This window comes from Mesorhizobium sp. M0500 (assembly GCF_040321165.1).
GTDB lineage: Bacteria > Pseudomonadota > Alphaproteobacteria > Rhizobiales > Rhizobiaceae > Mesorhizobium.
This window is the reverse complement of record NZ_JAMYRB010000024.1, coordinates 46,848-73,380: the sequence shown is the minus strand read 5'-3', so window position 1 is coordinate 73,380 and position 26,533 is coordinate 46,848. Positions and strand designations below refer to the sequence as shown.

The 26,533-nt window shown below is 60.8% G+C and carries 20 protein-coding genes; 13 read left to right on the top strand and 7 right to left on the bottom strand.

Annotated elements, in window-relative coordinates; translation table 11 throughout:
• The first annotated feature begins 341 nt into the window (after positions 1-341).
• Complete coding sequence (locus NKI70_RS27850) at positions 342-3,317, top strand: NAD(P)-dependent oxidoreductase (RefSeq protein WP_352725612.1); 2,976 nt, start codon at positions 342-344, stop codon at positions 3,315-3,317.
• Between the two features lie 168 nt (positions 3,318-3,485).
• A complete protein-coding gene (locus NKI70_RS27845; RefSeq protein WP_352725610.1) occupies positions 3,486-3,854 on the top strand; it encodes a hypothetical protein in 369 nt (122 codons plus the stop codon).
• Positions 3,855-3,930: 76 nt separating this feature from the next.
• On the opposite strand, the gene NKI70_RS27840 is transcribed toward NKI70_RS27845, so the two are convergent.
• On the bottom strand, positions 3,931-5,343 hold the full coding sequence (locus tag NKI70_RS27840) for a helix-turn-helix domain-containing protein (protein ID WP_352725608.1): 1,413 nt from the start codon (positions 5,341-5,343) through the stop codon (positions 3,931-3,933).
• 221 nt (positions 5,344-5,564) lie between these two features.
• Here NKI70_RS27840 and NKI70_RS27835 point away from each other — a divergent pair, with 221 nt between their 5' ends.
• The 10 genes from NKI70_RS27835 to NKI70_RS27790 all read left to right on the top strand — a co-directional run bounded on the left by NKI70_RS27835 (position 5,565) and on the right by NKI70_RS27790 (position 17,545).
• Complete coding sequence (locus NKI70_RS27835; RefSeq protein ID WP_352725606.1) at positions 5,565-7,097, top strand: acyl-CoA carboxylase subunit beta; 1,533 nt, start codon at positions 5,565-5,567, stop codon at positions 7,095-7,097.
• Positions 7,098-7,108: 11 nt separating this feature from the next.
• Positions 7,109-9,112, top strand: coding sequence for an acetyl-CoA carboxylase biotin carboxylase subunit (locus NKI70_RS27830; RefSeq protein WP_352725604.1), 2,004 nt, complete (start codon positions 7,109-7,111; stop codon positions 9,110-9,112).
• On the top strand, positions 9,112-11,250 hold the full coding sequence (scpA, locus tag NKI70_RS27825; protein ID WP_352725602.1) for a methylmalonyl-CoA mutase: 2,139 nt from the start codon (positions 9,112-9,114) through the stop codon (positions 11,248-11,250). Before NKI70_RS27830 ends, scpA begins: the two co-directional genes overlap by 1 nt.
• A 129-nt stretch (positions 11,251-11,379) precedes the next feature.
• The gene (bioB, locus tag NKI70_RS27820; RefSeq protein WP_352725600.1) at positions 11,380-12,366 is read left to right on the top strand and encodes a biotin synthase BioB; all 987 of its coding nucleotides are present in this window, start codon (positions 11,380-11,382) and stop codon (positions 12,364-12,366) included.
• Positions 12,363-13,517 (top strand): 8-amino-7-oxononanoate synthase, encoded by a 1,155-nt coding sequence (locus NKI70_RS27815; RefSeq protein ID WP_352725598.1) that lies wholly within the window; start codon positions 12,363-12,365, stop codon positions 13,515-13,517. The genes bioB and NKI70_RS27815 overlap by 4 nt, the downstream gene beginning before the upstream one ends.
• Entirely contained in the window at positions 13,514-14,149 is a 636-nt protein-coding gene (gene bioD, locus NKI70_RS27810) for a dethiobiotin synthase (protein WP_352725596.1), read from the top strand. Before NKI70_RS27815 ends, bioD begins: the two co-directional genes overlap by 4 nt.
• Entirely contained in the window at positions 14,149-15,408 is a 1,260-nt protein-coding gene (locus NKI70_RS27805) for an adenosylmethionine--8-amino-7-oxononanoate transaminase (RefSeq protein WP_352725594.1), read from the top strand. The genes bioD and NKI70_RS27805 overlap by 1 nt, the downstream gene beginning before the upstream one ends.
• Positions 15,405-16,388 carry a 3-oxopimeloyl-[acyl-carrier-protein] synthase BioZ gene (gene bioZ, locus NKI70_RS27800; RefSeq protein WP_352725592.1) on the top strand — a complete coding sequence of 328 codons (984 nt, stop codon included), beginning with the start codon at positions 15,405-15,407 and terminating at the stop codon, positions 16,386-16,388. The genes NKI70_RS27805 and bioZ overlap by 4 nt, the downstream gene beginning before the upstream one ends.
• Positions 16,389-16,444: 56 nt before the next feature.
• Positions 16,445-16,897: an aspartate 1-decarboxylase gene (gene panD, locus NKI70_RS27795; RefSeq protein WP_352725590.1), complete on the top strand. Its 453-nt coding sequence runs from the start codon at positions 16,445-16,447 to the stop codon at positions 16,895-16,897.
• A 411-nt stretch (positions 16,898-17,308) separates the two neighbouring features.
• Positions 17,309-17,545, top strand: a complete 237-nt coding sequence (locus tag NKI70_RS27790; RefSeq protein ID WP_352725588.1) for a hypothetical protein — start codon at positions 17,309-17,311, stop codon at positions 17,543-17,545.
• A gap of 32 nt (positions 17,546-17,577) precedes the next feature.
• On the opposite strand, the gene NKI70_RS27785 is transcribed toward NKI70_RS27790, so the two are convergent.
• The 6 genes from NKI70_RS27785 to NKI70_RS27755 all read right to left on the bottom strand — a co-directional run bounded on the left by NKI70_RS27785 (position 17,578) and on the right by NKI70_RS27755 (position 24,757).
• Complete coding sequence (locus NKI70_RS27785; RefSeq protein ID WP_352725586.1) at positions 17,578-18,342, bottom strand: SDR family NAD(P)-dependent oxidoreductase; 765 nt, start codon at positions 18,340-18,342, stop codon at positions 17,578-17,580.
• Positions 18,343-18,351: 9 nt separating this feature from the next.
• Positions 18,352-19,014, bottom strand: coding sequence for an SDR family NAD(P)-dependent oxidoreductase (locus NKI70_RS34085; RefSeq protein WP_502898943.1), 663 nt, complete (start codon positions 19,012-19,014; stop codon positions 18,352-18,354).
• A 205-nt stretch (positions 19,015-19,219) separates the two neighbouring features.
• On the bottom strand, positions 19,220-20,542 hold the full coding sequence (locus NKI70_RS27770) for an NAD(P)/FAD-dependent oxidoreductase (RefSeq protein ID WP_352725584.1): 1,323 nt from the start codon (positions 20,540-20,542) through the stop codon (positions 19,220-19,222).
• A gap of 10 nt (positions 20,543-20,552) precedes the next feature.
• Positions 20,553-22,079, bottom strand: a complete 1,527-nt coding sequence (locus tag NKI70_RS27765; protein WP_352725582.1) for an aldehyde dehydrogenase — start codon at positions 22,077-22,079, stop codon at positions 20,553-20,555.
• Positions 22,057-23,001, bottom strand: a complete 945-nt coding sequence (locus NKI70_RS27760) for a dihydrodipicolinate synthase family protein (RefSeq protein WP_352725580.1) — start codon at positions 22,999-23,001, stop codon at positions 22,057-22,059. Before NKI70_RS27760 ends, NKI70_RS27765 begins: the two co-directional genes overlap by 23 nt.
• An 844-nt stretch (positions 23,002-23,845) precedes the next feature.
• The gene (locus NKI70_RS27755) at positions 23,846-24,757 is read right to left on the bottom strand and encodes a LysR substrate-binding domain-containing protein (RefSeq protein WP_352725578.1); all 912 of its coding nucleotides are present in this window, start codon (positions 24,755-24,757) and stop codon (positions 23,846-23,848) included.
• A 163-nt stretch (positions 24,758-24,920) separates the two neighbouring features.
• Between NKI70_RS27755 and NKI70_RS27750 the strand changes: the two genes are divergently transcribed.
• Complete coding sequence (locus NKI70_RS27750) at positions 24,921-26,474, top strand: trimethylamine methyltransferase family protein (RefSeq protein WP_352725576.1); 1,554 nt, start codon at positions 24,921-24,923, stop codon at positions 26,472-26,474.
• Positions 26,475-26,533 lie beyond the last annotated feature (59 nt).

Sequence of the window (26,533 nt, the reverse complement as noted above, 5' to 3'; positions counted from 1 at the left end):
CCTTGAGAGGTTCTGGCAGGCTTCATCACCCGCCTCGATACGCCGCTCTCCTCAAACCGTCATCACCCAGTTTCCGCCATAGCTCCAGCACAGGGGACAAAGGCCGCTTCAATAGCACAAACGATCGATAACAAGCTCGCGAGCACGCGATGGCCATGCGCTTTGTCTATGTCTCAAATTGTCGACGGACTGTCGCAAGCGTCGCACCGGCGCACAAACGAACATTTACGATCGCGGCCGGATCTCAACACCCATCAGCGGTACTGAACTCAGGATACGCGGGGCTTTGCCCGAGCGCCCGGTGTTTTTCGCGGGGGGCAAAATGAAAGGATAACTCCGAAATGAGCACGATCGTGAAAATGAAAGAACAGGTCGGCCGCGAGAAGAGCGCTACGCGGTCGGGCGCCCCAAAGGCGCCGTCAAATCCCTTCTTCGGAGTAGGCCCGATCACGGACGCGACAATCGATGAGGTTGCGGGGAGATTGCGGCGCAACGAATTCGATGCCTGGCTGGAGGCCAACTATCGCAAGATCGATGACAAGGGCAACGACCTCGGACCATTCACGACGGCTGAAATCGCTCGCAGCATGCATCGAGGCTATCCGGCGGACAAGATCCTGACGGACATGATGCACTCCATCCATCAGTATTTCGAATTTCCCAAACAGAATCTGATGGCCGTGGGACTTGGCGGCGGGCATAGCGGCTTCACGGTCGCGGTCATGCACCTCATGAACCCGAACAAAGAGAACCAGCGCGTTTACGTCGACACGACGAAACCGGAGGCCGCCGAGTCCGGCGGCGCGGGCTTCTTCAGGCAATCCTGGGCTACCCAGCTTCTCGAACTTCAGAAGTTTGCGCAAAGCGGCAGCGCCGACAAAATTCAGTTCGCCAGCGTCGAGGGCTCCATTCCCACCGTAAAGGAACTCGAGGCGCTCGGCACGACGCTGTTCCTCGGCGTCGGGCACGAGACCACGGGTGCCAACACCTATAGCCGATCGGAGATCGAGGAGCTTTTGACGTGGCTCGATCGAGATCCTGAAAACCGCCACGCCGTCCTCGACGCAACGTCGATGCTGGGAGCGATGCCTTGGGGTGAGGGTATCGTGCGGGAAGCTCTCGCGAAATGTTGCGTCTTCATGCCGTTCCAGAAGGCGATTGGCGGCATCTCCGGCTACTTCGTTGTTTCGTTCACGCCGCAGGCGCTGAAGCTTGTCGAGAACAATCAGAAGAATCCCGCCTGGGCCATTCCGCGCCAGCTAAAGCTGGCCCCTCCTGTCGATGCAAAGCTTCCGGTCAGCGGAAAGAGATCTTTGGCTATCGGTCCCTTCTATGACGCAGGACAGCAGCGCATGCTTGGTGGCGTCATCAACACCTACAGCGCACTGGCCTTCGCCGAGACCACATTTGGCCTGCTCCAGGCTGCCCGTCGTGTTGGCTCCGTCAGCGATCTAAACCGCCGCTCGGTCGAGAACCGCCGGGTGATCTCTGACTGGGTCGACAACAACTCGCTGCTGAAGTTCACCGTCAGCGAAGCTGAAAAGCGCGGCGCTGCCGTCGTTCTGCTCAAGGTCGTCGACCCCGACATCACCGACAAGGAGGTTCATGCCCGGATTATTGCCCGCTCGAAGCAGCTTCTCGGCTATGAAGGCATCACGCATGTGAATGGCGAGTACGAGAAGGGCCTGGACGCCGCTCGGTACGTGAACGCATTTCCCGGCATGCCCGGCGACTACCGGGCCTGGATCGGGGGCATCCGCGACCCGGAGGACGTCCGCCTCCTGCTCGAGAACCTCGCCTATGCCTATCGCAGAGCGAAGATTGCCGTTCTCGAGGAGAAACTGGCCGCGCAAGGCGAGCGGTTCGAAAGCACCCCCTCGGCCGTCGGCCTTGCCAGGAAGGATGATCCCGAACGGGCCTACACCGTCCTGATTGCCGACTTGCTAGGGCTGCGCCTTGGCGAAAATGGCATACCAGACAGCAGCGAGATCGCAGCCCACATCTGTGAAAAGGGAGGCAAGTTCCACCTCGGCCCACTGCAGGATCGCAACGCCCTGAACCGGGGAAAAATCCACTTCTTCTATCAGCCGGGATTGAGCACCGAGGACGAGCTTCTGGGCTGTACGGCCCATGGCGAGTACGATGCCATCATCACGGCGGCCACCTTCATTCCCAAGCAGTCAGTCTTTGCGCATGGTGGCGTCAGAATTGGGGCCGGCACCGGCAACATGGGCTCGAGCTCGTGGGGCGGCCCCGACGGCGACAGTGGCGCCGCGCCGCTCATGAACACACCGGGTATCAATAGCCGAGCAACGGCTCAGATGGCCATGAAGGCGCTCCTCAAGATCATTCCTACCCTCCCCGTCGACGAGTTGCATGACAGGACCGTGGCCGGGAACTTCGACACCGGGCGCGACCTGAAAGATTTCCCGACCGCAAAGCTCGAGGGGCAGAAACTGGCTGTCCTGGGATACGGCAATATCGGCAGGGAGGTTGCCAAACTGGCATCGGCCTTTGGCATGCGCGTTCGCGTCTATGCCCGGGAGCGCCATCGGGTTTGGATCGAGTCTGAGGGCTTCGAATATGCCGAAACGCCGCTCAAGGCAGCGACGGACGCCAACGTCCTCTCGATTCACGTCGGCCTCGGACGCCTCGACACCTCGACAGGCAAGTTCACCAATGCTGGTCTTGTGAACCATAACGTTCTGTCAAGACTGGCCGATGGCGCGGTGCTTATCAACTATGATCGCGGCGAACTTATCGACATCGATGCGCTCGATGCAGCCTTGGTCTCGGGCAAGGTCAGCCATGTGGCGGTGGATGCGGACATCTTCAGCGACGCGAGCGATGGCGCGTTGAGAGGGCCGCTTACTCCCTATCTGCCGTTAAACAAGCGGTATCCCGGCAGGCTTGAGCTGCTTCCGCACGTCGCTGCTGACACCGACCATCCTACGCGCGTCGCAGGTGCCAAGCAGGCCGTCGACCAGATCTTCGATGCGATCCAGTTCAAGGCGGTGCGGAATTTGAAAGGCGCGCTGCCGGAGGGATACGTTGACTTGGGCTCGACGGTTCCCGCCGGCATCGGCAAGTCGACCTCGGCCAGCCTTGGCGCACTGGCGGATCAGTCCGAACAGTGGAAGGCGCTGCGTCAGCTCTCCGAACGGATCGCGGCGGTCATTGGCGGGATCGATGCGACACCGGACCCGGAACGGCGGGCGAGCCTGGTCAGCAGGTATCACCGCGACCTGGCACTGGATCTGCTCAACCACCGACGCATTCTGGACGATGCCGGTCTCTACGCACCAGCTGCATCATGAAGATGGATGTACGACCAAGCCCGGTTGGCTCCGGGTGGTGGAGATCCCTAGCTTCGCCCGCAGATCGTCGTAGGCGATCTTGAGAGCTGCTTCGTCCGCGACCTTCCACAGGACGCCAACTGATGGAGAGGGAGTGAAGAGCAATATCACGTTCGGAGCTGCACGCGGATGCTTGAAGGTGCTCGATACCAGCACCCCAATGCGGCGCACCATTCAACGACCTGCGGTTCGGGCGCCGTCGCCGCACACAATGATTCCGACGCATTTGTAGATGTCATACGGGCGTGCGCGATGGTGGCGGCATCGGCGGGTCAGGATCGCGGTCGAAAGCCCGTACAGCATGGATGGCGACCTCGCCCGATCGAACACCTCATGGTTTTGGCTGATCGCCAAGAAGCGTTCATGCTCATTGATGAAGCGCATGCCAACGGCGTCTACAGGTGGAACGGGCGCGGCCTCGCCGCCGCGTTCGTGGAGCTGGACAATTTTGTGAGGTTGCCCACATGCGGCAAGGCCCTTGCAACAGGTGCAAGCTAAATTCCTTTGCAAGCCGGGAGACTGGCCCACAACAAAGGTGTCCAATGTCGCAACCTAGGCCTTGGGTGATCGTAAATCAGCAAATCGTGTATGGCAGTTCGCTACGTCGGTCGTGATCGATCGTGATCGTGCTCTTGAGCGGCGGAATAGCGCGTTGGATGCAGTTCATTCGCTCGCAAATGCGGCATGAAACGCCGATGGGCTCAAACGCGGAGCTGCTGGCAAAGTCCAGCCGGTCTGCATAGACGAAATCGCCCGCATCGGAGATCTCGCATCCGAGCGCGATCGCATAACGTCTGTGAGGAGAGCCAAAGCCCCCATCCGCCTTGGTGATTTCCGTGGCGATACTGAGATAACGCACGCCGTCCGGCGTCTCGGCCAGCTGGCAAATCATGCGCCCTGGGGTTTCAAATGCCTGATGAGCGTTCCACAACGGGCAAGCTGCTCCGTAGCGGGCGAACTGCAACTTCGCGGCGCTGTGGCGCTTGGTGATGTTGCCGGCACGGTCGATGCGGGCGAAAAAGACCGGAACGCCCTTCATCCGAGGCCTTTGCAGCGTTGAAAGGCGATGCGCCACCTGCTCAAGGCTGGCGCCGAAGCGCATTGCAAGCAGGTGGAGGTCGTGCCGAAGTTCTTTTGCCGCGGCGAGGAAGGGCCGGTATGGCAACATGAGCGCGCCGGCAAAGTAGTTCTGCAGGCCGATCCGGCATATCTCCGCCGCTTCGGAGGTCCGGAACCGCGCTCCCTCGATGATGGCGTCGATCTCCGCCCGGTGCTCCAAGGTCCCTATCTGGAATGCCATTTGAAAACTGCGCGTCGATGCAGGCGAGTAAGAGTTCAAATACAGCACGCGCGCGGAGGCGTCGAAGCGCCTAATAACTCGCTCGGCGATGCCAGCGCGTGCAAGGCGAACGTGATGGCGCTCTTCCAGATGATCCGCCAACACGGTACCCACATCTCGATCCGGCACGCCGAGGGTCTTGGCCAACTTCTCAGCTGCCCGGTCGAGCTCATCAATGTAGTTGTCAACAAAATGAAAGAAGTCCCGCACTTCCTCATAGGGTGTCGGCTCCGCAAAAGCATTGGTTCGGATCAGCTGGTCGTCGAAGCTGGCAAGCTGCTCGCTATTTCTGCGATATGCCTGATGGCAGATAATCAGCGCATGAGCGAGAGACGGAGCGTTTTGGGCAACGAGCTTGAGTTCCTGAAACCCAGCCGAAACACCGCTGAATACCGGGTCGGCAAGTGCCTCGCTCAGTGCCGAGAGCAGCCGGTCTGCCTCACTGCCGCCGATCGAAGCGATATCGATCTGGAATTTCTCGGCCAGCGCAAGAAGCACCGCGGCTGACACCGGCCGCTGGTTGTTTTCTATCTGGTTAAGATAGCTGGTCGAAATACCCAGCCGCTCGGCGAATGCCGCCTGGGTAGCCTTGCTGGCCTCCCGCAGTTCGCGCACGCGGCGTCCGATGAAGAGCTTACCGTTTGCCATTTGCAAATTCGCATGTTTCTGTTTGCAAATTCATACATTTCGCAATCGCACCCGGTCAAGCCTTTCCCGTTCATTGCCGGCGAACTAATGCGGAGCGTAATTTCATCAGTGGAGGCGCTCATGCGATTGTCCAGCAAAGCAAAGCCGATTTCGAGGCAAAGCCGGCTCGCCGCGACGCCGTTGCCGACGGCTTTGAACTTTGCACCGAAGGCTGACCGCTGATGCGAGCCGTTCTCGACCAACTCGAGATCCGTCGTGCGCAAGCCCGGATGGGTGGAGGACAGAAGCGTGTCGACGCCCAACACGCGAAAGGCAAGCTGACCGCCCGAGAGCGCCTCGTAGTGCTCCTCGATGAAGGCTCCTTCGAAGAATACGACATGTATGTCACGCATCGTGCCACGGACTTCGGCATGGCTGAACAGAAGGTGGCTGGCGACGGCGTCGTCACAGGCTGGGGTACGATCAACGGCCGGCTTGTTTACGTCTTCTCTCAGGACTTCACGGTGCTTGGCGGGTCGCTGTCTGAGACGCACGCCCAGAAGATCTGCAAGATCATGGACATGGCGGTGCGCAACGGGGCGCCGGTCATTGGCCTCAACGACTCTGGCGGCGCGCGCATCCAGGAAGGTGTCGCCTCACTGGCCGGCTATGCCGACGTCTTCAAGCGCAATGTCGACGCTTCAGGCGTCATTCCGCAGATTTCGGTGATCATGGGCCCGTGCGCCGGAGGTGCGGTCTATTCGCCAGCCATGACCGACTTCATCTTCATGGTTCGGGATTCCTCCTACATGTTTGTGACTGGCCCCGACGTGGTCAAGACGGTCACGAACGAGATCGTGACCGCGGAGGAACTGGGCGGCGCTGCAACGCACACGCAAAAATCCTCTGTTGCGGACGGCGCTTTCGAAAACGATATCGAGGCGTTGGAAGAGGTTCGGCGCCTCTTTGATTTCCTGCCGCTGAACAATCGGGAAAAGCCGCCCGTGCGGCCGTTTCATGACGATCCAGAGCGCATCGAGTTGCGCCTCGACACGCTGGCGCCGGAGAGCGCCAACAAGCCCTACGACATGAAGGAACTGATCACGGCAATCGCCGATGAAGGCGACTTCTTCGAGCTTCAGGCTGCCTTCGCCCGCAACATCATTACCGCATTTGTGCGCATCGAGGGCAGGACAATAGGCGTGGTGGCCAACCAGCCCATGGTGCTGGCCGGATGCCTCGACATAGATTCCTCCCGCAAGGCGGCGCGTTTCGTTCGCTTCTGCAACGCCTTCGACATCCCCATCCTGACCCTCGTCGACGTGCCAGGGTTCCTGCCGGGCACAGCCCAGGAATATGGCGGCGTTATCAAGCATGGCGCGAAGCTGCTATTTGCCTTTTCTCAGGCCACCGTACCGATGGTCACGTTGATCACACGCAAGGCTTATGGCGGCGCCTACGACGTGATGGCTTCCAAACATATCGGCGCCGACATCAACTACGCCTGGCCGACCGCCGAAATCGCGGTGATGGGCGCAAAGGGCGCGGCCGAGATCCTCTATCGGTCCGAACTCGGCGATCCCGAGAGGCTTGCTGCTCGTACCAAGGAATACGAGCAGCGTTTCGCCAACCCCTTCATTGCCGCCGAGCGCGGCTTCATCGACGAGGTGATCATGCCACATTCCTCACGCAAGCGGATCGCACGTGCCTTTGCGGCGCTGCGGGGAAAAAGCGTGGAGACGCGCTGGAAGAAGCACGACACGATCCCGCTTTGAGTAGGCAAAAAATGTTCAAGAAGATCCTGATTGCCAATCGTGGCGAGATCGCGTGCCGGGTAATCAAGACGGCGCAGAGGCTTGGCATAGCCACTGTCGCCATCTATTCCGACGCTGATCGCGACGCCTTGCATGTGCGGCAGGCTGATGAGGCAGTCCTTATCGGTCCCGCCGCCTCGGCCCATTCTTATCTTCGCATTGCCAACATCCTCGATGCCGTCACCGCCACTGGCGCTGATGCGGTTCATCCAGGCTACGGTTTCCTGTCCGAGAACTCGAATTTCGCCGAAGCGCTCAAAGCCATTGGCGTGGCCTTTATTGGCCCCTCGCCTGTCGCCATCGAGGCGATGGGCGACAAGATTACCTCGAAAAAGATCGCGGCATCGGCCGGTGTTTCTACTGTGCCCGGCCATATGGGGCTGATCGAGGACGCGGACGAAGCGGTGCGTATCGCCGGTGGGATCGGCTTTCCGGTTATGATCAAGGCATCCGCCGGCGGCGGCGGCAAGGGCATGCGCATTGCCTGGAACGACGTCGAGGCGCGCGAAGGTTTTCAGTCCTCGCGAAACGAAGCCAAGAACGCCTTCGGCGACGACCGCATCTTCATCGAGAAATTCGTCACCGAGCCACGTCACATCGAAATCCAGGTGCTCGGCGATCAGTACGGCAACATCGTCTACCTCGGCGAACGGGAATGCTCTATCCAGCGCCGCAACCAGAAGATCATCGAGGAGGCCCCCTCCCCGTTCCTTGACGAAGCGACGCGCCGCGCGATGGGACAACAAGCGGTCGCCCTAGCCAGGGCGGTCGGCTACCACTCGGCGGGCACGGTTGAGTTCATCGTCGACCGCGACCGCAACTTCTACTTCCTCGAGATGAACACCCGGCTTCAAGTCGAGCATCCGGTCACCGAACTTGTAACCGGCATCGATCTGGTCGAGGAAATGATCCGCATCGCCGCAGGCGAAAAGCTGCGCTTTGCCCAAGAGGACGTGAGGCTGAACGGCTGGGCGGTAGAAAGCCGGCTCTACGCCGAAGACCCGTATCGCAATTTCCTGCCCTCGATCGGTCGTCTGACACGTTACCGGCCGCCCACTGAGGGTGCACGTATGGACGGCTCACTCATCCGCAACGATACCGGTGTGGTCGAGGGCTCGGACATCTCGATGCACTATGATCCTATGATCGCCAAGCTCTGCACCTGGGCGCACGATCGGCTGGGCGCAATCAACGCCATGGCTGCAGCGCTGGATGATTTCGAAGTGGAAGGTATCGGCAATAACCTGCCGTTTCTCGCCGCTGTCATGGACCATCCCCGGTTTCGCGAGGGGCGGCTAAGCACGGCCTTTATCGCCGAGGAGTTCCCGGATGGATTCGCAGGTGTGTCCCCAACCGATGCGGATGAGCGCAAGCTCGCGGCGGTTGCGGCACACATCAACTGGAAACTCCAGCACCGAAATATCCTGATCTCCGGGGCGATGGACAATCATCGTCGCAAAGTCCCCAGCGATTGGAACGTCACGCTTGGCGACCATGCCTTTCCCGTCGCCCTATGTGATCAGGAAGACGGGACGGCGGTTTCATTCGATGACGACTCGGTACTGAGGGTTGTCAGCGATTGGCTGCCGGGACGGCATATAGCGCACTTCCAAATTGGCACTGAGACCTCGTCGATCAAAACATCGCGGTCAGGAACCGGCTACCGACTGCGCTGGCGCGGAATGGATGTTGTCGCCCATGTACGCAGCCCGGCTATCGCCGAGTTCGCGAGATTGATGCCGAAGAAGCAGCCCCCGGACACCTCCAAGCTGCTGCTTTGCCCGATGCCCGGTGTGGTCACCGCGATTGCGGTGTCCGAAGGAGAACAGGTCGAGGCTGGACAGGTGCTCGCTACCGTCGAGGCCATGAAGATGGAGAACGTCCTGCGCGCCGCACGGCGCGCGGTCGTCAAACGGATCGCCGCCAAGGCTGGCGCAAGCCTCGCCGTTGACGAACCCATTCTGGAGTTCGAGTGATGGCCGACGCGAAACTCGCCGACTGGCGCACTCTTGCCGAACGGGAGCTGAAGACCCCACCAAACGCTTTGGTCTGGCGCACGCCTGAAGGCATCGACGTCAAGCCGCTTTACACGGCAGACGATCTGGATGGGATCAACCACCTCGCCACGCTGCCCGGCCTGAAGCCATTCGTCCGCGGGCCACGCGCAACGATGTATACCGGCAGGCCGTGGACAATCCGGCAATATGCCGGCTTCTCGACCGCGGAGGAGTCGAACGCCTTCTACCGCAAGGCGCTCGCCGCCGGCCAGCAGGGTGTGTCGGTTGCCTTCGATCTCGCCACGCATCGCGGCTATGACAGCGATCATCCGCGTGTCGTCGGCGATGTCGGCAAGGCTGGCGTAGCAATCGATTCCGTCGAGGATATGAAGGTCCTGTTCGAGGGCATACCGCTCAAGGACATTTCCGTCTCCATGACCATGAACGGTGCGGTCATCCCGATCCTTGCCTGCTTCATCGTCGCCGGCGAGGAGCAGGGCTGCCCGACGGCCCAGCTCTCCGGGACCATCCAGAATGACATCCTGAAGGAGTTCATGGTCCGCAACACCTACATCTATCCGCCCGAACCCTCAATGCGGATCGTCGCCGATATCATCGAGTACACCGCAAAGGAGATGCCGAAGTTCAACTCGATCTCCATCTCCGGCTATCACATGCAGGAGGCCGGCGCGACGCTGGTGCAGGAACTCGCCTTCACCTTGGCCGATGGGCGGGAGTATGTCCGCGCTGCGCTGAGGAAAGGCCTCGATGTCGACGATTTTGCCGGGCGGCTCTCGTTCTTCTTCGCGGTGGGCATGAATTTCTTTATGGAGGCCGCCAAGCTGCGGGCGGCGCGACTTCTGTGGTCGCGTATCATGGAAGAGTTCCAACCGAAGAAGCCTTCATCGCTGATGCTGCGCACGCACTGCCAGACATCGGGCGTGTCCCTGCAAGAGCAGGACCCCTACAACAACATCGTGCGCACCGCCTATGAGGCGCTCGCCGCGGTGCTGGGTGGTACGCAGTCACTCCACACCAACTCCTTCGATGAGGCGATCGCGCTGCCGACGGAGTTTTCGGCGCGCATTGCGCGAAACACCCAGCTCATTCTCCAGCACGAGACCGGCGTGACTAAGGTCGTCGACCCGCTGGCTGGCTCCTATTATGTCGAAAGCCTGACCGCCGAACTTGCTGACAAGGCGTGGTCGCTCATCGACGAAATTGAGGCCATCGGCGGCATGACCAAGGCCGTCATCGACGGTCTGCCAAAACGCCTGATCGAGACGGCAGCGACCCGCCGCCAGGCCGCGATCGACCTCGGCGACGAGGTGATCGTCGGCGTCAACAAATACCGGCTGGAGACCGAGGCTCCGATCGAAAGTCTTGAGATCGACAATGCGGCGGTCCGGGGGGCGCAGATCCGCCGTCTCGAACAAACAAAGCGTCAACGCGACCCCAAGCGCGTCGACGCAGCCCTTGCCGCGCTTGGTGAGACCGCGACCAGCGGCAAGGGCAATATACTCCAATCAGCTGTCGAAGCGGTGCGCGCTCGCGCGACGGTGGGGGAGATTTCCGACGCTCTGCGCCGCGCCTTCGGCGATCATGTGGCCGTTCCTGAGGTGACCTCGGAGGTTTATGGCGCCGCCTTCCAGAATGAACCGGAATATCAAACCCTAACTTCCCGTATCAGGGACGTTTCCGTCTCGCTCGGCGGCCGGCCGAAGTTGATGGTGGCCAAGCTCGGCCAGGATGGCCATGACCGGGGCGCCAAAGTGATCGCATCGGCGTTCGGCGATCTCGGCTTCGACGTGGTCGCCGGGCCGCTCTTCCAAACCCCGCAAGAGGCAGCAAGCATGGCGGTTGCGTCTGCAGTTCATGTCATCGGAGCGTCCTCGCTCGCGGCTGGACACAAGACCCTGTTGCCGCAGCTCGTCGCGGCGTTGAAAGCAAAGGGTGCCGAAAACATCATCGTTGTGTGCGGTGGCGTGGTGCCGCGCCAGGACTATCAGTTCCTGATGGACCACGGGGTGGCTGCTGTGTTCGGCCCTGGAACGCACATCTTGGATGCCGCGCATGCGGTCGTCGATCTCCTTGAAGGTAGGCGCCGCAATCAATGAAGACGCTTGTCGTCAAGCCTTTGGCAGCCCTTCGGGATGTGCATGTTCGGACGGCAGCGATGTGATGGACCTGGAAAACCCAGCGGAATGCCGTAAAGACAGGCGGCATTGACGCTGGGGAAGGAGAGAATGGTAGTGAATAGACCGCAGATCAACTCCGAGAGTGTCCGGCCCTTATGGTCACAAGCGGAAGTTCGCGCGCTCTATGAGCTGCCCTTTAACGATCTTCTCCATCGCGCCCATAACATCCACCGCCAGAATTTCGATCCCAACAAGGTCCAGATCAGCCGGCTTCTCAGCATCAAGACCGGCGGCTGTCCGGAGGATTGCGGCTATTGCAGCCAGTCGGCGCATCACGAAAGCGGATTGAAGGCGTCAAAGCTGATGGAGGTTCGGCGCGTCATCGCCGAGGCGACCAAGGCGCGTGATGCCGGCGCCACCCGTTATTGCATGGGCGCGGCTTGGCGAAACCCCAAGGCGCGCGACATGGATGCGGTGGTGGCGATGGTCGAAGGCGTCAAGGCGCTGGGCATGGAGACCTGCATGACGCTCGGCATGCTCGATCTTGAGCAGGCGGCTCGCCTCAAACAGGCTGGCCTCGACTATTACAACCACAACATCGATACGTCGGAACGCTACTACAGCGAGATCATCAGCACGCGGAGCTTTGCCGACCGGCTGGAGACGCTCGAGCACGTTCGCCAATCCGGCATCAAGGTCTGCTGCGGCGGTATTGTCGGCATGGGCGAGGAGCCAGTGGATCGGATAGACATGCTGGTGACGCTGGCCAACCTGCCAGAACATCCGCAAAGCGTTCCGATCAACATGCTGATCCCCATCGAGGGCACCCCGCTTGCCGACGCCAAGCCCATCGAGCCGATCGAATTCGTGCGCGTGATCGCGCTGGCACGCATCATGATGCCGAAATCGCATGTCCGACTTTCAGCCGGCCGCACCGCGATGACCGACGAGATGCAGGCGCTGTGCTTCTTTGCCGGCGCGAACTCGATCTTCGTCGGCGACACGCTGCTGACGGCGAACAATCCAGGCGAGGATAAGGATGCTCTGCTGTTTCGCCGTCTCGGCATCGAGCCCATGGAACGCGAGGCGCAATGAACGGGGCACCGCTTGCCCGCTATGACGCGACCTTGCAGGGACTGGCGCGCAAGGACCGGCTGCGGAGACTGTCGCCGCGCGCCGGGCTCGATTTCTCGTCGAACGACTATCTTGGGCTTGCCGCTTCGAGAAGGCTTGGCGACGCGGTTGCGGCGGCGATCGCGCAGGGCACGCCGGTTGGCGCCACCGGGTCGCGGCTGTTGCGCGGCAACGCGCCGGAACACGAGGCCCTGGAGGCGGACGCGGCGGCGTTCTTTGGGAACGGGCGCGCGCTGTTCTTCGGCAGCGGCTACATCGCCAACTTCGCCCTGCTGACCGCCCTGCCGCAGAAGGGCGACCTTTTGGTCCTCGACGAACTCGCCCATGCCAGTATGCATGAGGGCGCGCGGGCAGGACGCGCCGAGTTCAAACTCGCCGCGCATAACGACGTCGATGCTGTCGAGGATGCGATCAAGCGCTGGCGCGCCGAAGGCGGCATGGGATCCGTCTGGGTCGCGGTCGAAAGCCTCTACAGTATGGATGGTGACAGCGCGCCGCTGGAAAGCCTGGTCGCGCTTGCCGACCGGCATGAAGCCTTTATCGTGGTTGACGAGGCGCATGCCACCGGCGTCTGGGGGCCCGACGGCCGGGGGCTGGCTGCCGCGTTCGAGGGTCGCGACAACATCTTGGCGCTGCACACATGCGGCAAGGCGCTCGGCGCGTCTGGTGGGCTCGTGACCGGGCCGAGGACACTGTGCCAGTATCTGATCAACCGTTGCCGGCCATTCATTTACGCCACCGCGCCCTCACCGCTGATGGCGGTGGCGGCGCGCGAAGCGCTCGCCATCCTGTCCGATGAGCCCCAACGCCGTGTCCAGTTGCGTGAACGCGTCGCCTTCGCCGGCCGGCAATTGGCCGAGCGCTGCGGCGTGACGCCGAGCGGCTCGCAGATCCAGCCCTTCGTCATCGGCGATAACAGGCGCACCATGACGGTGGCGGCAGCGCTGCAGGCGCGCGGCTTCGACATTCGCGGCATTCGTCCGCCGACCGTGCCCGAGGGCACATCGCGCCTGCGCATTTCGCTGACGCTTAACGTCGACGAAGCTGACATTTCCGCCATGGTCGCAGCGCTCGTCGAGGTGTTGGCCCAAACACCCCCGGAGGCGACATGATCCAACGCATCGTCATCACCGGTACCGACATCGGAATTGGCAAGACCGTGTTTGCGGCCGGGCTCGCCGGCTTGCTCGACGGCTTCTACTGGAAGCCGGTTCAATCGGGTCTCGAGGGCGAGACCGATAGCGAGGTGGTTGCGCGGCTTGCCGGCCTGCCGTCGGAGCGCGTGCTGCCGGAGGCCTACCGCCTGAATAGCCCGCTGTCGCCGCATCGTTCGGCCGAGATCGACGGCGTCGCGATCGAGGCTGCCGATCTTACTTTTCCCGTCCTGCCGACGCCGCTGGTCATCGAGGGCGCGGGTGGGCTGATGGTGCCGCTCAACCGACGCACTAGGTTCATCGACATCTTCGCTGAATGGCAGCTGCCGGTCATCTTGTGCGCCCGCACCACGCTCGGCACCATCAACCACACCCTGCTGTCGATCGAGGCGCTGCGGGCTCGCTCCATCCCGCTGGCCGGCATCGCTTTCATCGGCGATGAGATGGCCGACACACAACGGACAATCGTGGAAATGGGTGGTGTGCCGCAGCTTGGCAGGCTGCCCTATCTCGATCCGCTAACGGACCAGACGCTGAGAGACGCAATAATTGCCGGCTTCGCCTTCGCCTCGTTTCCGGGAGATCGCTGATGTCTCATGTCTGGCATCCCTTTACCCAGCACGCGCTTGAGCCGACTATCCCCGAAATCGTGCTGACCGAAGGCGCCTATCTCCACAAGGCCGACGGCACGCGCATCCTGGATGCCATTTCCTCCTGGTGGGTCGTCACCCACGGCCACCGCCATCCCCGCATCATGAAGGCGATCGAGACGGCCGCGGCAAGCCTCGACCAGATTATCTTTGCGGGCTTCACGCACGCGCCGGCCGAACGCCTGGCCAAGGCGCTTGTCAGCCTCGCTCCCGCCGGTCTCGACTGGGTGTTCTATTCCGACAGCGGCTCGACCTCGGTCGAAGTCGCGCTGAAGATGGCGCTCGGTTATTTCCGCAACATCGGCGCGCCGCGCTCGCGCATCGTCGTCATGGAGCACAGCTATCATGGCGACACGATCGGGACGATGAGCGTCGGCGCCCGCGGCGTGTTCAACGCCGCGTACGAGCCGCTGCTGTTCGAGGTCGATACCATCCCCTTCCCGGCAGCCGGCCGAGAGCAGGAGACGCTGGATCGGTTCGAGGCAGTTGCCTGCGACCGGCACGCCGCCGCGCTGATCGTCGAGCCGCTGGTGCTCGGCGCCGGCGGCATGCTCATGTATCCGGCCTGGGTTCTGGCCGAGTTGAGGAACATCGCCGAGTCCTCCGGAACGCTGCTGATCGCCGACGAAGTGATGACCGGCTGGGGCCGCACAGGCACCCTGTTCGCCTGCGAGCAGGCATCCATCTCTCCGGACATCCTGTGCACCTCGAAAGGGCTGACAGGCGGCGTGGTCCCGCTGGCCGCCACGCTTGCGACCGATGCGATCTTCCAGGCCCACTATTCGACGGACCGCAAGAAGACCTTCTTTCATTCGAGTTCCTACACCGCCAATCCGATTGCCTGCGCGGCTGCACTCGCCAATGTCGAAATCTGGCGCGACGAGCCCGTGGCCGAGCGGGTCGCGGCCTTGAGTGCGATGCAGGCCGCCCGGCTTCAACGCTTCGGGGACAATCCCAATTTCACCGACTGCCGGACAACCGGCACGATCACGGCTCTCGACCTGCGAACCGATTCCGCAGGTTATCTCGCCGAGATCGGACCGAAGCTGCGCGCATTCTTCCTCGACCAAGGGCTGCTCGTGCGCCCGCTCGGCAATGTCCTCTATCTCCTGCCGCCCTATTGCATCACCGGCGACGAGCTCGACGGGCTCTATGACGCGATCGAGGAGGCCGGTGAACGCTTCGGGTCCAGGCCATGAGCAGGTCGGTGCGCATACTTGGGTTTGGGCACCATGCGCCGTCGCGCAAGGTGGCGAATGCCGAGATCGAGAGCAATCTCGGGCTCGAGCCGGGCTGGATCGAGCGGCGCACTGGGATCCGTTCCCGCTTCTGGGCAACAGACGAAGATACGCTGTCTGGTCTTGCCACGCAGGCTGGCGACATGGCGCTGGCGAACGCCGATATTGAGTGCGGCGACATCGGTCTCTTGTTGCTTGCAACCTCGACACCCGATCACCTGCTGCCGCCCAGTGCGCCGCTGGTCGCCCATCGGCTTGGGCTGGGGCGTGCGGGTGCTGTCGACCTGACCGGCGCCTGCGCCGGCTTCATCTATGCGCTGATGTTCGCGGACGGCTTCACCCGCCTGCATGGCAAGGCGGCCCTTGTCATTGCCGCCAACATCCTCAGCCGCCGCATCAACCCGGCCGAGCGCGCCGGCGCCGTGCTGTTTGCCGATGCCGCCGGCGCCGTGGTGATTGGTCCGTGCAATGACCTGGACAGCGGCATTCTCGGCGCGTCGGTGGATTCCGACGGCTCGCGCTACGGGCTGATCCAGATTCCGGCGGGAGGAAGCAACAAGCCGTTCCATGGCGACCTCAACCTCGGGGAAACCCGCATGACGATCACCGACGGCCCCGAAGTGTTCGCAAAGGCCGTCGAGATGATGACCGCCTGCTCGCGGGACGCACTCGCCGCAGCCCAGATGCAGCCACAGGACATCGATCGGTTCGTGCCGCATCAGGCCAATGCCCGCATCTTCGATGCGGTTGGACGAAACCTCGACATTGCCGACGACGCAATCGTCAAGACGATCGCCGATTACGGCAACTCTTCCGCCGCCACGATCCCGCTCTCGCTGTCGTTGGCCCATCAGATAAACCCGTTTCGGCCGGGTGAGAAGATCCTGCTGGCGGCGGCCGGTGCAGGTCTTAGCGGCGGTGCGCTCGTCGTCGGGGTTTAGCGGCGCGGTCCGGATGCCAAGATTGACCTTTGATGATGAATAGGGACACCAGACCAATGCGAAAACTAGTCGCCGGCAAGCTGCACGGCATCCACGTCACCGAAGCAAACATCAACTACCACGGTTCGATAACGCTCGACCCTGACCACTGCGAAGAAGCAGGGATCCTGCCCATGGAATTCGTGGAGATATGGAACAAGAATTCCGGGGCGCGGATTTCGACCTATGTCATTCTGGGCGAGCGCGGCTCACGATGCTGTATTCTAAACGGAGCGGCGGCCCGCACTTGTCAGCCGGACGACCAGATCATTGTCTGCAACTCCATCTACCTGGACGAAGCGCATATCACCTCTCTGAAGCCGCGGATCGTTACGTTCGACCAGGACAACAACATACTCGACCGCCTGAGCTACTCCGTCGATTTCGACGCCGATGGCCGTTACAGTTTCTCCATCCTTGACGAAGCGAATGAAGCTTTCGCCATCCCTGCGCTGGTGTCCGGGGCATGACTCCCGCAGCAACCGTCCCGTTGCAACTCGCCGGGCGCTGAAGAGGGGACCCAAGCCTCAGGGATCAAACACTCCAGCTTCGCAGAGGCCCGTCGCCGTTAGACACAGCGGTCGCGCAATGTCCGCATCTCCACGGATGAGCCAACAGCCATGCGGCTCGACCCCTGTCTGAAGCTAGTTGCGGCGGCCTGCAAATTCATGCTTCGAGCGCGGTGGGGCGGGCTCTCGACGACCTTGCCTTCGTAGCCTGTCTTGTCATCCGCCGTAAGCAGCCTTGTAAATGGCCTTTCGGCGATGTGTTTCTTCCCGCCGGCGCCAAAGGCACGCCAGGCATCCAACGTCTGCCCAAATCCGGGGTAGACAGCAGCGTTCGTCAATTGGTGGCTTGCTGGCGAGGCCGAGCCTGGCGCGTTGGTCATCGGCGAAATTCTCGGCGGGACACTGTGTCCTGAACCGATGAACCGTCAGTTTGCCGCCCTCAACAATATGAACGGCCCATCCCCACCGCAACGCTTGACGCGCACGTCGTTTGGTTCGCGCCTGCAGGTCGGGCGGGGTGTCGAGGCGGGGCTGGCTGTGGTTGTTCTCGCAATTCTCATTGATCGCATCATAAGGCGCATTAGGGAGAAGGTCGATCCGACCGCCTGACCAAGGCCGCCCATCGGCCGGGCTTAGCCTGCTCACGCAACCGGCAACGGCAGCTTCTTCGTGCGCCCACCGTCGATGACGTAAACCTGACCGGTCACGAAGGCGCTTTCATCCGAAGCAAGCCAGACGGCAAGACTTCCGACGTCCCTCGGTTCGCCCAAGCGCCCGACCGGATGCATGGCCATCAGTTCCCTGCGGACACGTGCGCTGTCCGGCATGCTGTCGATATAGATCTCGCTCAGATCCGAATTGATCCAGCCTGGCGCAATGGCATTGCAGCGAATGCCCTCGTGCCCATGATCGACCGCAACGGCTGCGGTGAAGCCATGAACACCTGCCTTCGAAGCAGAGTATGCGGGGTGACCGGGGTTTGAAGCCAGGCCTTCGATCGAGCCGATGTTGACGATGCTCCCATTACCTTGCTTCCGAAAGTGCGGCATGGCCGCCTTTGTGAGCAGGAATGGGGCCTTCAGATTGATGTCCATCATCTGGTCCCAATCTGCTTCGGTCATCTCCTCGACCGTTTTCTCAAACATGACCCCGGCGTTGTTGACGAGGATGTCCAGGCCGCCGAGCCGCTCAATGACAGTCTGGACGGCCGAGGCAATTTGCTGGGAGTTCGAAAGATCCGCCTTCACGTAAATGACGCGCTCGTTGAGCATCGACTCGGGCGGCGGGTTTCTCTGCACAATGGCGACTTTTGCCCCCTCCTCCACAAAGCGCTGCGTGATGCCGGCGCCGATCCCGCGGCCGCCGCCAGTGATGATTGCGATCCTGCCAGTCAGTCTGTCAACCATGGTGCCCCCTCAATAGACAGGTTTCGCGCCGTTCACTTCGACCACCGTGCCGGCGATGTAGCGGGCGGCGTCGGAATATAGGAAAAGCACCACATCGGCAATGTCTTCCGGCTCAGCGATCCGGCCAAGCGGAACCGATTTGTTGAGCTCGGCTATTGCATTGTCCGGATCGAAGCCACGGCGGACAAAGCCGGTTCGGATCATTGGCGTGTTGACCTCGTTTGGGCAGACCGCGTTGACCCGTATCCCATCTGGTGCGTGATCGCGGCCAAGGCATTTGGTAAAGGAAGCCACCGCGGCCTTGCTGGTGCAGTAGGGTGGCCAGGACCGGGATATAGCCCCCAACACGAAGAGATGTTGACGATCGCGCCGCTGCCTTGGCCCTTCACGTGACCAATGGCTTTCCGGCAGGTGTAGGATATCGATGTCAGATTGACGTCGAACGTCCGCTCTCAATCGTCGTCGGTCGTCTGTGCTTCCGCGGGTGATGATACCTGCGTTGTTAACGAGCACGTCCAGGCACCCTGTAGCATGGATGGAGTAGTCAATAAGATCCTCCCAATAGGCCTTGTCTCTGAGGTCGCCGGCCTTGCTAGAGACATTCTGCCCGGTTCGATTGAGCTCAGCCTCTAGCTTGTCCAGACCAGCCTGGTCGGCGTCGCCCGCAACCACCCGATAGCCGTTGGCAACGAACTGCCTGGGAGATTGCTTTCCCGATACCTCCGGCGGCGCCTGTTATCACCGCTGTCTTCATCTCTATGTCAGTCATCGCTCAATCTGCCTTTTGAAGAAAGTTCGGTTCATGTTCTCTGAATGGCTGGTGAAGACCAGTGGTTCAACCCTGCAAAAAGTCTCACCCCCCGTTGAGTCGCCCTGCCTAGAACTCCCTGCCGGCGCGCCTCTGCATCGCCCAAAGCCTCAGCGGCGCCCCGATCGACATGATCGGCTTCGGATATAGCCGAACCGGAGCCGGCTCGTTGAGCGCATCGGCAAGCATCGGTTCGTGCATGCCAGCGGCAAGATCGGCCGCCAACATTCCATAGAGTGTCCCTTGCACCGTTCCCAGTCCGTTGCAGCAGCCAGCGACAAACACTCGCTCCTCTATTTCCCCGAACGCCGGCGCGGAATTCAGTGACAGGCACAGATGTCCTCCCCAGCGAAACTCCATGGGAATGTCGCCGAGCATCGGGAACCGGGCGCGAAACGATCGGTCATGCGCGGCCCCGATGCTGGAGATTTGCTCGGTACTGGTCGACATGTCTGGATTGTAGGTAAAAGTATTACGCACGACGATGCGGTCGCCGGCTCGCCGGATGGTTGAGCCCATAGGATCGGCTGGGATCAGGCCCCAATTCGGCTTTCCACCGAGAGTGGCCTGCTCACCTCCGGACAGCGGCCTGGTCATGCTGGCGTACGTGAAGACATGCAGCAGACGCTTCCTGAAGAAGCCGAAGCTTTCCAGATGACCATTCACCGCAAGGATCAGTCGTGGCGTGGTGAGTTCGCCTTCCGGTGTGTGCAATGTATGCAGCTTTCCGGTCTTTATCGATAGGGCCGGCGAATTTTCGAACAGTTTTACGCTCCCAGACAGGCCCTCGGCGAGTCCACGGACAAAGCCGGCAGGCTGGGCCATTACGGTTCCGGGCGTGAAGGTGCCTCCGACGAAAAAGTCGGTTCCGGTGACCTTTTTCATCTGCTGGGCATCGAGCCGCTCGAATGGTTCGGAAAGACCGGTCAGGTGATTTTCGAACTCGCGCAGAATAGTTAGGCCATGCGCAGTGGCGGCTCCATGGAATTTACCAGCGCGGACGAAATAGGGTTGCAGTCCATATTCATCCGCTGCGGAGGCAGAGAACTCAATCGCTGCGCGGTTCATGCGGATCCGCTTGCGGTCGTGATCCTGGGCGCCGCCGTAATTCTCCCCGCTGAGCTCATGCGGCAGGTCAATCATGAAACCGGAATTGCGCCCGGCCGCCCCCCACCCGATGCGTTGAGCGTCAAGGACGATGATCCGGTCCTCCGGAACCAACTGAGAAAGGCGCCGCGCGGCCGCCAAGCCGGCGAAGCCGGCTCCGACGATGACCCAATCGGCCTCGTGGCGGCCGCGCAGCACCTCATACGCCCTGGGAGGCGGAAGGATTCCGTACCAGCCGGACATGTTGATGTCGGCTGGCGTTTTTGTGGCCCGATATACGCCCATGCTTTCCGCCTTAGTCGACGGCGCGCGAGACCTTGGGATCGGAGATGTCCGCCCAGACGGTCTTGAGTTCAGTATATTGGTCGTGGGCATGCAACGACTTGTCTCGTCCCCCAAAGCCCGAAAGCTTGAAGCCGCCGAAGGGCGTCGAGACGTCTCCTTCGCCATAGCAATTGATGGTCACCGTCCCGGCGCGAAGATCCCTTGCGATGCGATGCGCCGTTCCGAGATTGGCGGTAAAGATCGACGCTGCAAGCCCGTACTGCGTGTCGTTGGCGACCCGAAGCGCCTCGTCAGCGTTGGCCACCTTGATGACCGACAGCACCGGCCCGAAGATCTCTTCCCGCGCAATCGTCATTTCCGGCGTGACATCGTCAAACACCGTCGGTTCTATGAAATAGCCTTTGCCATGCTTTTGGGCGTTGCCGCCCGTGACGATCCTGGCGCCTTCCGCCCGCCCCTTCTTGATGTAGCCCATGATGCGGTCGAACTGCTCCTTCGACACAATAGCGCCCAACCGATTGCCTGGATCCATCGGATCCCCCAAAGGCCATTCCTTAAGCTTGTGGAGGACCGTTTCCATCAAGCGGTCCTTGATCTTCTCGTGCACGATCAGGCGGGAATTGGACGAGCAGTTCTCGCCCATGTTCCAGAAGACACCCTGGGTGACATGCTGTGCGACAACGTCCAAGTTCTCGGCGTCATCGAGCACGATGCACGGATTCTTCCCCCCGCATTCGAGCACGATGCGCTTGAGGTTGGACTTGGCGGAATATTCCAGGAATTTCCGGCCGACATCAGTGGATCCGGTGAAGGCGACCATGTCGATATCGGGATGCATGCCGAGTGCCTTGCCGGTCACATCGCCCGGACCCGTGACGATCTGCAAGACGCCCTCCGGCAAGCCGGCCTCGTGCGCCAGCTCGGCAATCCGCAGCGTCGACATGTTCGTCTGCTCGGCCGGCTTGACGATGACGGAGTTACCGGTCGCAAGTGCCGGTCCAATCTTCCAGGCCAGCATCAAGATCGGGAAATTCCAGGGCAGTACGCAAGCGACCACGCCCAGCGGCTGGCGCACAATCATGCACACGACGTCATCGCCTGACGGCGACGTCTGACCGTATACCTTGTCGGTGGCTTCCGCGTGCCATTCCAAGCAATGGAGGGCCTCGGGAATGTCAATAGTTTCGACATCGTAGATCGGCTTGCCGCTTTCGATGGTCTCAAGCACGGCAAGCTCGTGAGCGTTGCGCTTCATCAGCTTGACAAGGCGGCGCAGCACGCGCTTGCGCTCGCTCGGATGCACGCGCGACCAAGCGCCCGATTCAAACGCCAGCCGGGCTTTTTGGACGGCGAGATCCACGTCAACCTGACCGCAGGAGGCTATCCGAGCAATCACCTGCCCCGTCGCGGGATTGATGGTTTCGAACGTTCCCCCGGACTGTGCCGGCCGCGCCGTCCCGTCGATCACTGCGTTGGTTGGCAGCGGCAGGCTCTCCGCCAGATTTTGGTACTCATCACGCGTTAATAGCGATGACATTCTCGGACGCCCTCTTTTGGGATTTTGCGGTGATTGATGCAATGACTGCCTTAAGGGTGCGGATCGTCGTCTCGAGTTCCCGCTTCTGATCGTCGTCGAGTGCGCGCATCGGCCGGCGCACAGGGCCAGCCGGCAACCCTGCCAGCTCGCAGCCAAATTTGATGCTCTGGACGAATTTCCCGCCTTGTTCGAGAAGTCTCATCAAAGGCAGCAGCGCCGACATAATCTGCCGGCCCTTGGTGAAGTCCTTCTCAATTACGCATGCGTCATAGAGCGCAAGATGCTCCGCAGGCAGACAGTTGCCGGCGCCGCAGACCCAGCCCTTGGCGCCCCAGGCGAAGAACTCGAGCGCCTGATCATCCATACCGCAGAACAGGTCGATATGCGGATAGTCACGCGCCAGCGCGTGCAACTGGTTCATGCTGCCGCTGGATTCCTTGATAGCGCAGAAATTGGTGCTGCGACCGACTCGATCCAGGAACTCGAGCTCCATCATCGTGCCGGTCCGTCCGGGATAGTTGTAGAGCATCACCGGCAGATTGGCGGCCTTGTCGATCGCCAGAGCATGGTTGGCAAGTTCGAGCTGCGTGGGAACAGCGTAGTACGGCGAGCCGATCAGGATGCCGTCGTACTTCAGGTCCTTTGCAACCAGCGCATATTCAATGCAGTCGTCGGTCCGAATAGCACCAATGCCGGCGATCAGAGGCATCTTCCCTTTCACCAAGCTCCTGGCAAGCTTCAGTAGGCTGACACGTTCATCGCGGGACTGGGCATAGTATTCCCCGGTCGTCCCTCCGACGATGATGCCGTGCACGCCCGACGACACAAGATACTCGACCATCACACAGAAGCCGTCGCGGTCGATCGATCCGTCCATATGAAACGGCGTGGTAACGGGCGGAATAACGCCTTTGAACGACATCTGCCTGGCTCCAAATTGGGTTCAGGTCCATGGTTATAGGGAAGGATGGTGCGCCTAGCAGTCGAAATAAAATCACTCGACAGGCGACTTTTTTGCTGGGACCCAGCGAGCCGGCCGTTGCAATGTCCGCTAATGATCCGCCAATGAGATGAATGGTCTGCTTCCCGGCGGGTTAATCGGTCTCCGTTGCTCGCGAAGAGAGAAAAAGCAGCTCATTGAAACCCGAGTACGGAACACAGCGCCATCTCTTGACGACGAGGCCTACTGTGCGCTCGCGACTGATCTCTCTGCGAGCGAGGATAAAATAGGTACGTGCGCCAAACATGCTCTCACGCCTCGCCAGCGGGAACTGCCATCTGGCCGGAGAGCGCTCTGACGAACTCGGGCTCTCGTATGCCCACGCCAGACCATCGAATAGAAGGTGCGTTCCGCCGATTGGTTGACCTCGCCAGCAGAAATCTGCCGTTATCGGTCACATCGAAAAGAACGTCTCGAGCACGATACACCGCGAGGGCACCTCTTGGGCAATCGGCCGGCAAAGCGAGCCTAGCGGTGAGCCTCGCGACACGCGCCGCGCTCGAACGTGCGGCCAAGGTCTGCTTGATAACGACGAGTGTCCCTCCGACACACGCCGGCGACTTCGGGCCGGATGCCAATGCGTGTCCCAGAAGGAAGGCATTCGTCTGGTTCGTTCTGCGAGGCGTCTCATCATGGCTGCATCGACCCACCAAACCTTTCCTTCCACATCGACCAAAGCGGTCTCTTGCTGCGATGATAGACCGGGCAAAATTCGCGTCACGACTTCAGGAATGGAAAGGACGTGCCGGGACACGAGCTACAGGCATCAGTTTTCCCGCTCTTCGGCTGCAACCTCTCTTAGCCATTTTCGCAAGAGCTCGGCGGCGGGCGAAAGTGTTCGGTTGTCGTTCCAAGTAAGATAATACCCGCCCGGAGCAGGCAGCTCGAGGTCGGTGATCCTGACCAATTTGCCCTCTTTTATGAGCGGCAGCACCAACCGGCGCCAACCCACGGCAACGCCTTGGTCGGCCTGAGCGGCCTGCAACGTCACCGAAAATTTGCCGAATCTGCGGCCGCGTGGAGTTCCATGGGGAATACCGGCGCGCCGGAATACCTCGTCCCACCCGGTCCAATCTGGATCTACCCAGTTGACGTGGAGGAGCGGCAGCTCGGGAAGCGACTCTGCTGTGGCATCCCGGTGCTCCTGAGCAAAGCTCGGCCCGCACACAGGGTAGATTGTGTCGTCGAATAGCAGTTCTGTGCTTTCGTCCGGCCATGAACCGAAGCCATAGCGGATCCGCAACTCGACTTCAGCGCGCCGGTAGTCGCGCGAATTGTCGGAAATCAGGTGGTCGACTGCGATCTCGGGATAACGATTCCAGAAGCCCCGCATGCGCGGTATCAGCCACATTGACGCAATGCCATCTGAACAGGCAATCGTGACGTTCTTGGAACGATCACCCTTCTTAATGCTTCTGACAACCTCGGACGCCCTTGAAAAGCCGGTGGCCAGTACCGCATAAAGGTCCTCACCGGCACTGGTGAGCATAACTCCGGTTCCTAGCCGTACGAAAAGGGGGACGCCGATCTCGTCTTCAATAGCTTTAATCTGTCGACTCACGGCACCCGGTGTGACGTTAAGTTCAGCGGCCGCGAGCTTGAACGACAGGTGCCGTGCAGAAGCCTCGAACACTGCAAGAGCGGTAAGGGACGGAAGATCGTAGTAGCGACGAACCATAGACACTGCAACCAAACTGCCCGCCCGCAATCCGGACAGCGCTTTAGTCAACACCGGGGTGAGACTTTTGCATTAGGTCAAATTCCCAGGATTAAGCAATAGTCACCCTGAGGGCGCTCACTCATTGCCTCGCTTTTCTTAGATTCTTAGTTTTGGAGACCACATGACTGCTGAAGCAAGAGCTTCGCGAAGAGGCGGGCGGGATGCGCGGCGCACGATCAGGACGGCACCGAACGTCGAAATGCTGCCGACACTTAAGCGCGGGTTGCCCGTGGTTGAGCCTATGGACGCCGAGCAGGTTGAGCGCATTCACGAAGCGTCTCTGGCGATCCTGGAAGAAGTTGGCGTGGTTTTCCGAGATCCGATTGCAATTGAGGACTGGAGGCGGGCAGGAGCGGACGTGCGCGCCGATGATCGCGTTCACCTCGACCGAAGCCTTGTTATGGAGCTTATCAAGACCATTCCCCCGGAAATCGAATATTTCGCACGCGACCCTTTGAAGAATGTCGAGCTTGGCGGCGGCAAGTCGATATTCGTGCCGATGACGGGCGCTCCTTATATGCGCGATCTTGACGATGTTCGGCGTGGTCCAACCATCGCGGATTTGGGCACCTTTCACAAACTGGCGCACATGATGCCGGCGTTGCATTCATCGGCGCACCATATCGTCGAGCCGATGGATGTCGTCGTTGCGCACCGACACCTTCATATCACCTATTCGTCGATGAAGCATTCCGACAAGATCTTCATGGGTATGACCACCTCGTCCAAGAACGCCGAGGATGTGCTCGACATGTGCGAGATCCTGTTCGGCGAGGGCTTCCTTGAGACCCACGCAGTCACAACGGGCAATTGCAACGGCAATTCGCCGCTTGTGTGGGATCAGGTGATGCTTGGCGCCATGCGAGCGTTCTGCCGGCGCAACCAGCCGGTCTTGTGTTCGCCGTTCGTGCTCGGCGGCGCGAACACGCCCGCCTCGACGGCTGCTGCTGTGGCGCAGCTCAACGCTGAGGCGCTCTCGGCGCTTGCCTATACGCAGGTGATCCGCAAAGGCTGTCCGGCCATCTACGGGCATTACCTTTCGACGGTCTCGATGCAGTCCGGTGCCCCTATGGCTGGAACGCCCGAGATATCGCTCATGAACTTCATGATCGGCCAGATGGCCCGTCGATACAACATCCCATGGCGCACTTCCAACTTGCTTGGCGGTGCGAAAATCTTCGACGCTCAGGCGGGCTACGAAAGCGCCATGACCATGATGGCAGTGCTGATGTCGGGGGCCAACTATATCTGGCATTCAGCAGGCTGGAACGAAGCCGGCATGCATTGCTCAATCGCCAAATTTGTTGTCGACGCGGAGGTCTGTGATATGGGCTACCGCATGACCAAGGGGATCCAGTGGGATGATTTCGACGAAGCTCTGGCGGCGATTCGTGATGTTGGACCTGGCGGCCACTACCTCGGCCACCCACACACCCAGGCCAACTTTCAACGTGCTTTTTTCATCCCGAAGCTCTTCGACAATAATTCGATCGAACAGTGGAAGGCCGATGGCTCGAAGGACATAAAACAGCGCGCCCTTGAACACGCCAGGCATCTTTTGGGAGAATATCAGGAGCCCAAGTTGGACCCGGCCAAAGATGAGGAACTGCGAGCGTATATCGATCGCCGTTCGCGCGAGATTCCTGCGGTTGAAGCCCTCAACGACGAATACTGAGTTCATCGATGCGCATCGAGACAATAAACGTATACACGACCCCACTCCCGGTAAAGGGG

Coding starts and splice junctions, on each gene's coding strand:
- bioZ (WP_352725592.1), top strand. CDS start 15,405: ATGAGCAGGTCGGTGCGCATACTTGGGTTTGGGCACCATGCGCCGTCG.
- NKI70_RS27840 (WP_352725608.1), bottom strand. CDS start 5,343: ATGGCAAACGGTAAGCTCTTCATCGGACGCCGCGTGCGCGAACTGCGG.
- bioB (WP_352725600.1), top strand. CDS start 11,380: ATGGTAGTGAATAGACCGCAGATCAACTCCGAGAGTGTCCGGCCCTTA.
- NKI70_RS27845 (WP_352725610.1), top strand. CDS start 3,486: ATGCTTGAAGGTGCTCGATACCAGCACCCCAATGCGGCGCACCATTCA.
- NKI70_RS27805 (WP_352725594.1), top strand. CDS start 14,149: ATGTCTCATGTCTGGCATCCCTTTACCCAGCACGCGCTTGAGCCGACT.
- NKI70_RS27770 (WP_352725584.1), bottom strand. CDS start 20,542: ATGGGCGTATATCGGGCCACAAAAACGCCAGCCGACATCAACATGTCC.
- NKI70_RS27830 (WP_352725604.1), top strand. CDS start 7,109: ATGTTCAAGAAGATCCTGATTGCCAATCGTGGCGAGATCGCGTGCCGG.
- NKI70_RS27815 (WP_352725598.1), top strand. CDS start 12,363: ATGAACGGGGCACCGCTTGCCCGCTATGACGCGACCTTGCAGGGACTG.
- NKI70_RS27755 (WP_352725578.1), bottom strand. CDS start 24,757: ATGGTTCGTCGCTACTACGATCTTCCGTCCCTTACCGCTCTTGCAGTG.
- panD (WP_352725590.1), top strand. CDS start 16,445: ATGCGAAAACTAGTCGCCGGCAAGCTGCACGGCATCCACGTCACCGAA.
- bioD (WP_352725596.1), top strand. CDS start 13,514: ATGATCCAACGCATCGTCATCACCGGTACCGACATCGGAATTGGCAAG.
- NKI70_RS27835 (WP_352725606.1), top strand. CDS start 5,565: ATGCGAGCCGTTCTCGACCAACTCGAGATCCGTCGTGCGCAAGCCCGG.
- NKI70_RS27850 (WP_352725612.1), top strand. CDS start 342: ATGAGCACGATCGTGAAAATGAAAGAACAGGTCGGCCGCGAGAAGAGC.
- NKI70_RS27750 (WP_352725576.1), top strand. CDS start 24,921: ATGACTGCTGAAGCAAGAGCTTCGCGAAGAGGCGGGCGGGATGCGCGG.
- NKI70_RS27785 (WP_352725586.1), bottom strand. CDS start 18,342: ATGGTTGACAGACTGACTGGCAGGATCGCAATCATCACTGGCGGCGGC.
- scpA (WP_352725602.1), top strand. CDS start 9,112: ATGGCCGACGCGAAACTCGCCGACTGGCGCACTCTTGCCGAACGGGAG.
- NKI70_RS27765 (WP_352725582.1), bottom strand. CDS start 22,079: ATGTCATCGCTATTAACGCGTGATGAGTACCAAAATCTGGCGGAGAGC.
- NKI70_RS27760 (WP_352725580.1), bottom strand. CDS start 23,001: ATGTCGTTCAAAGGCGTTATTCCGCCCGTTACCACGCCGTTTCATATG.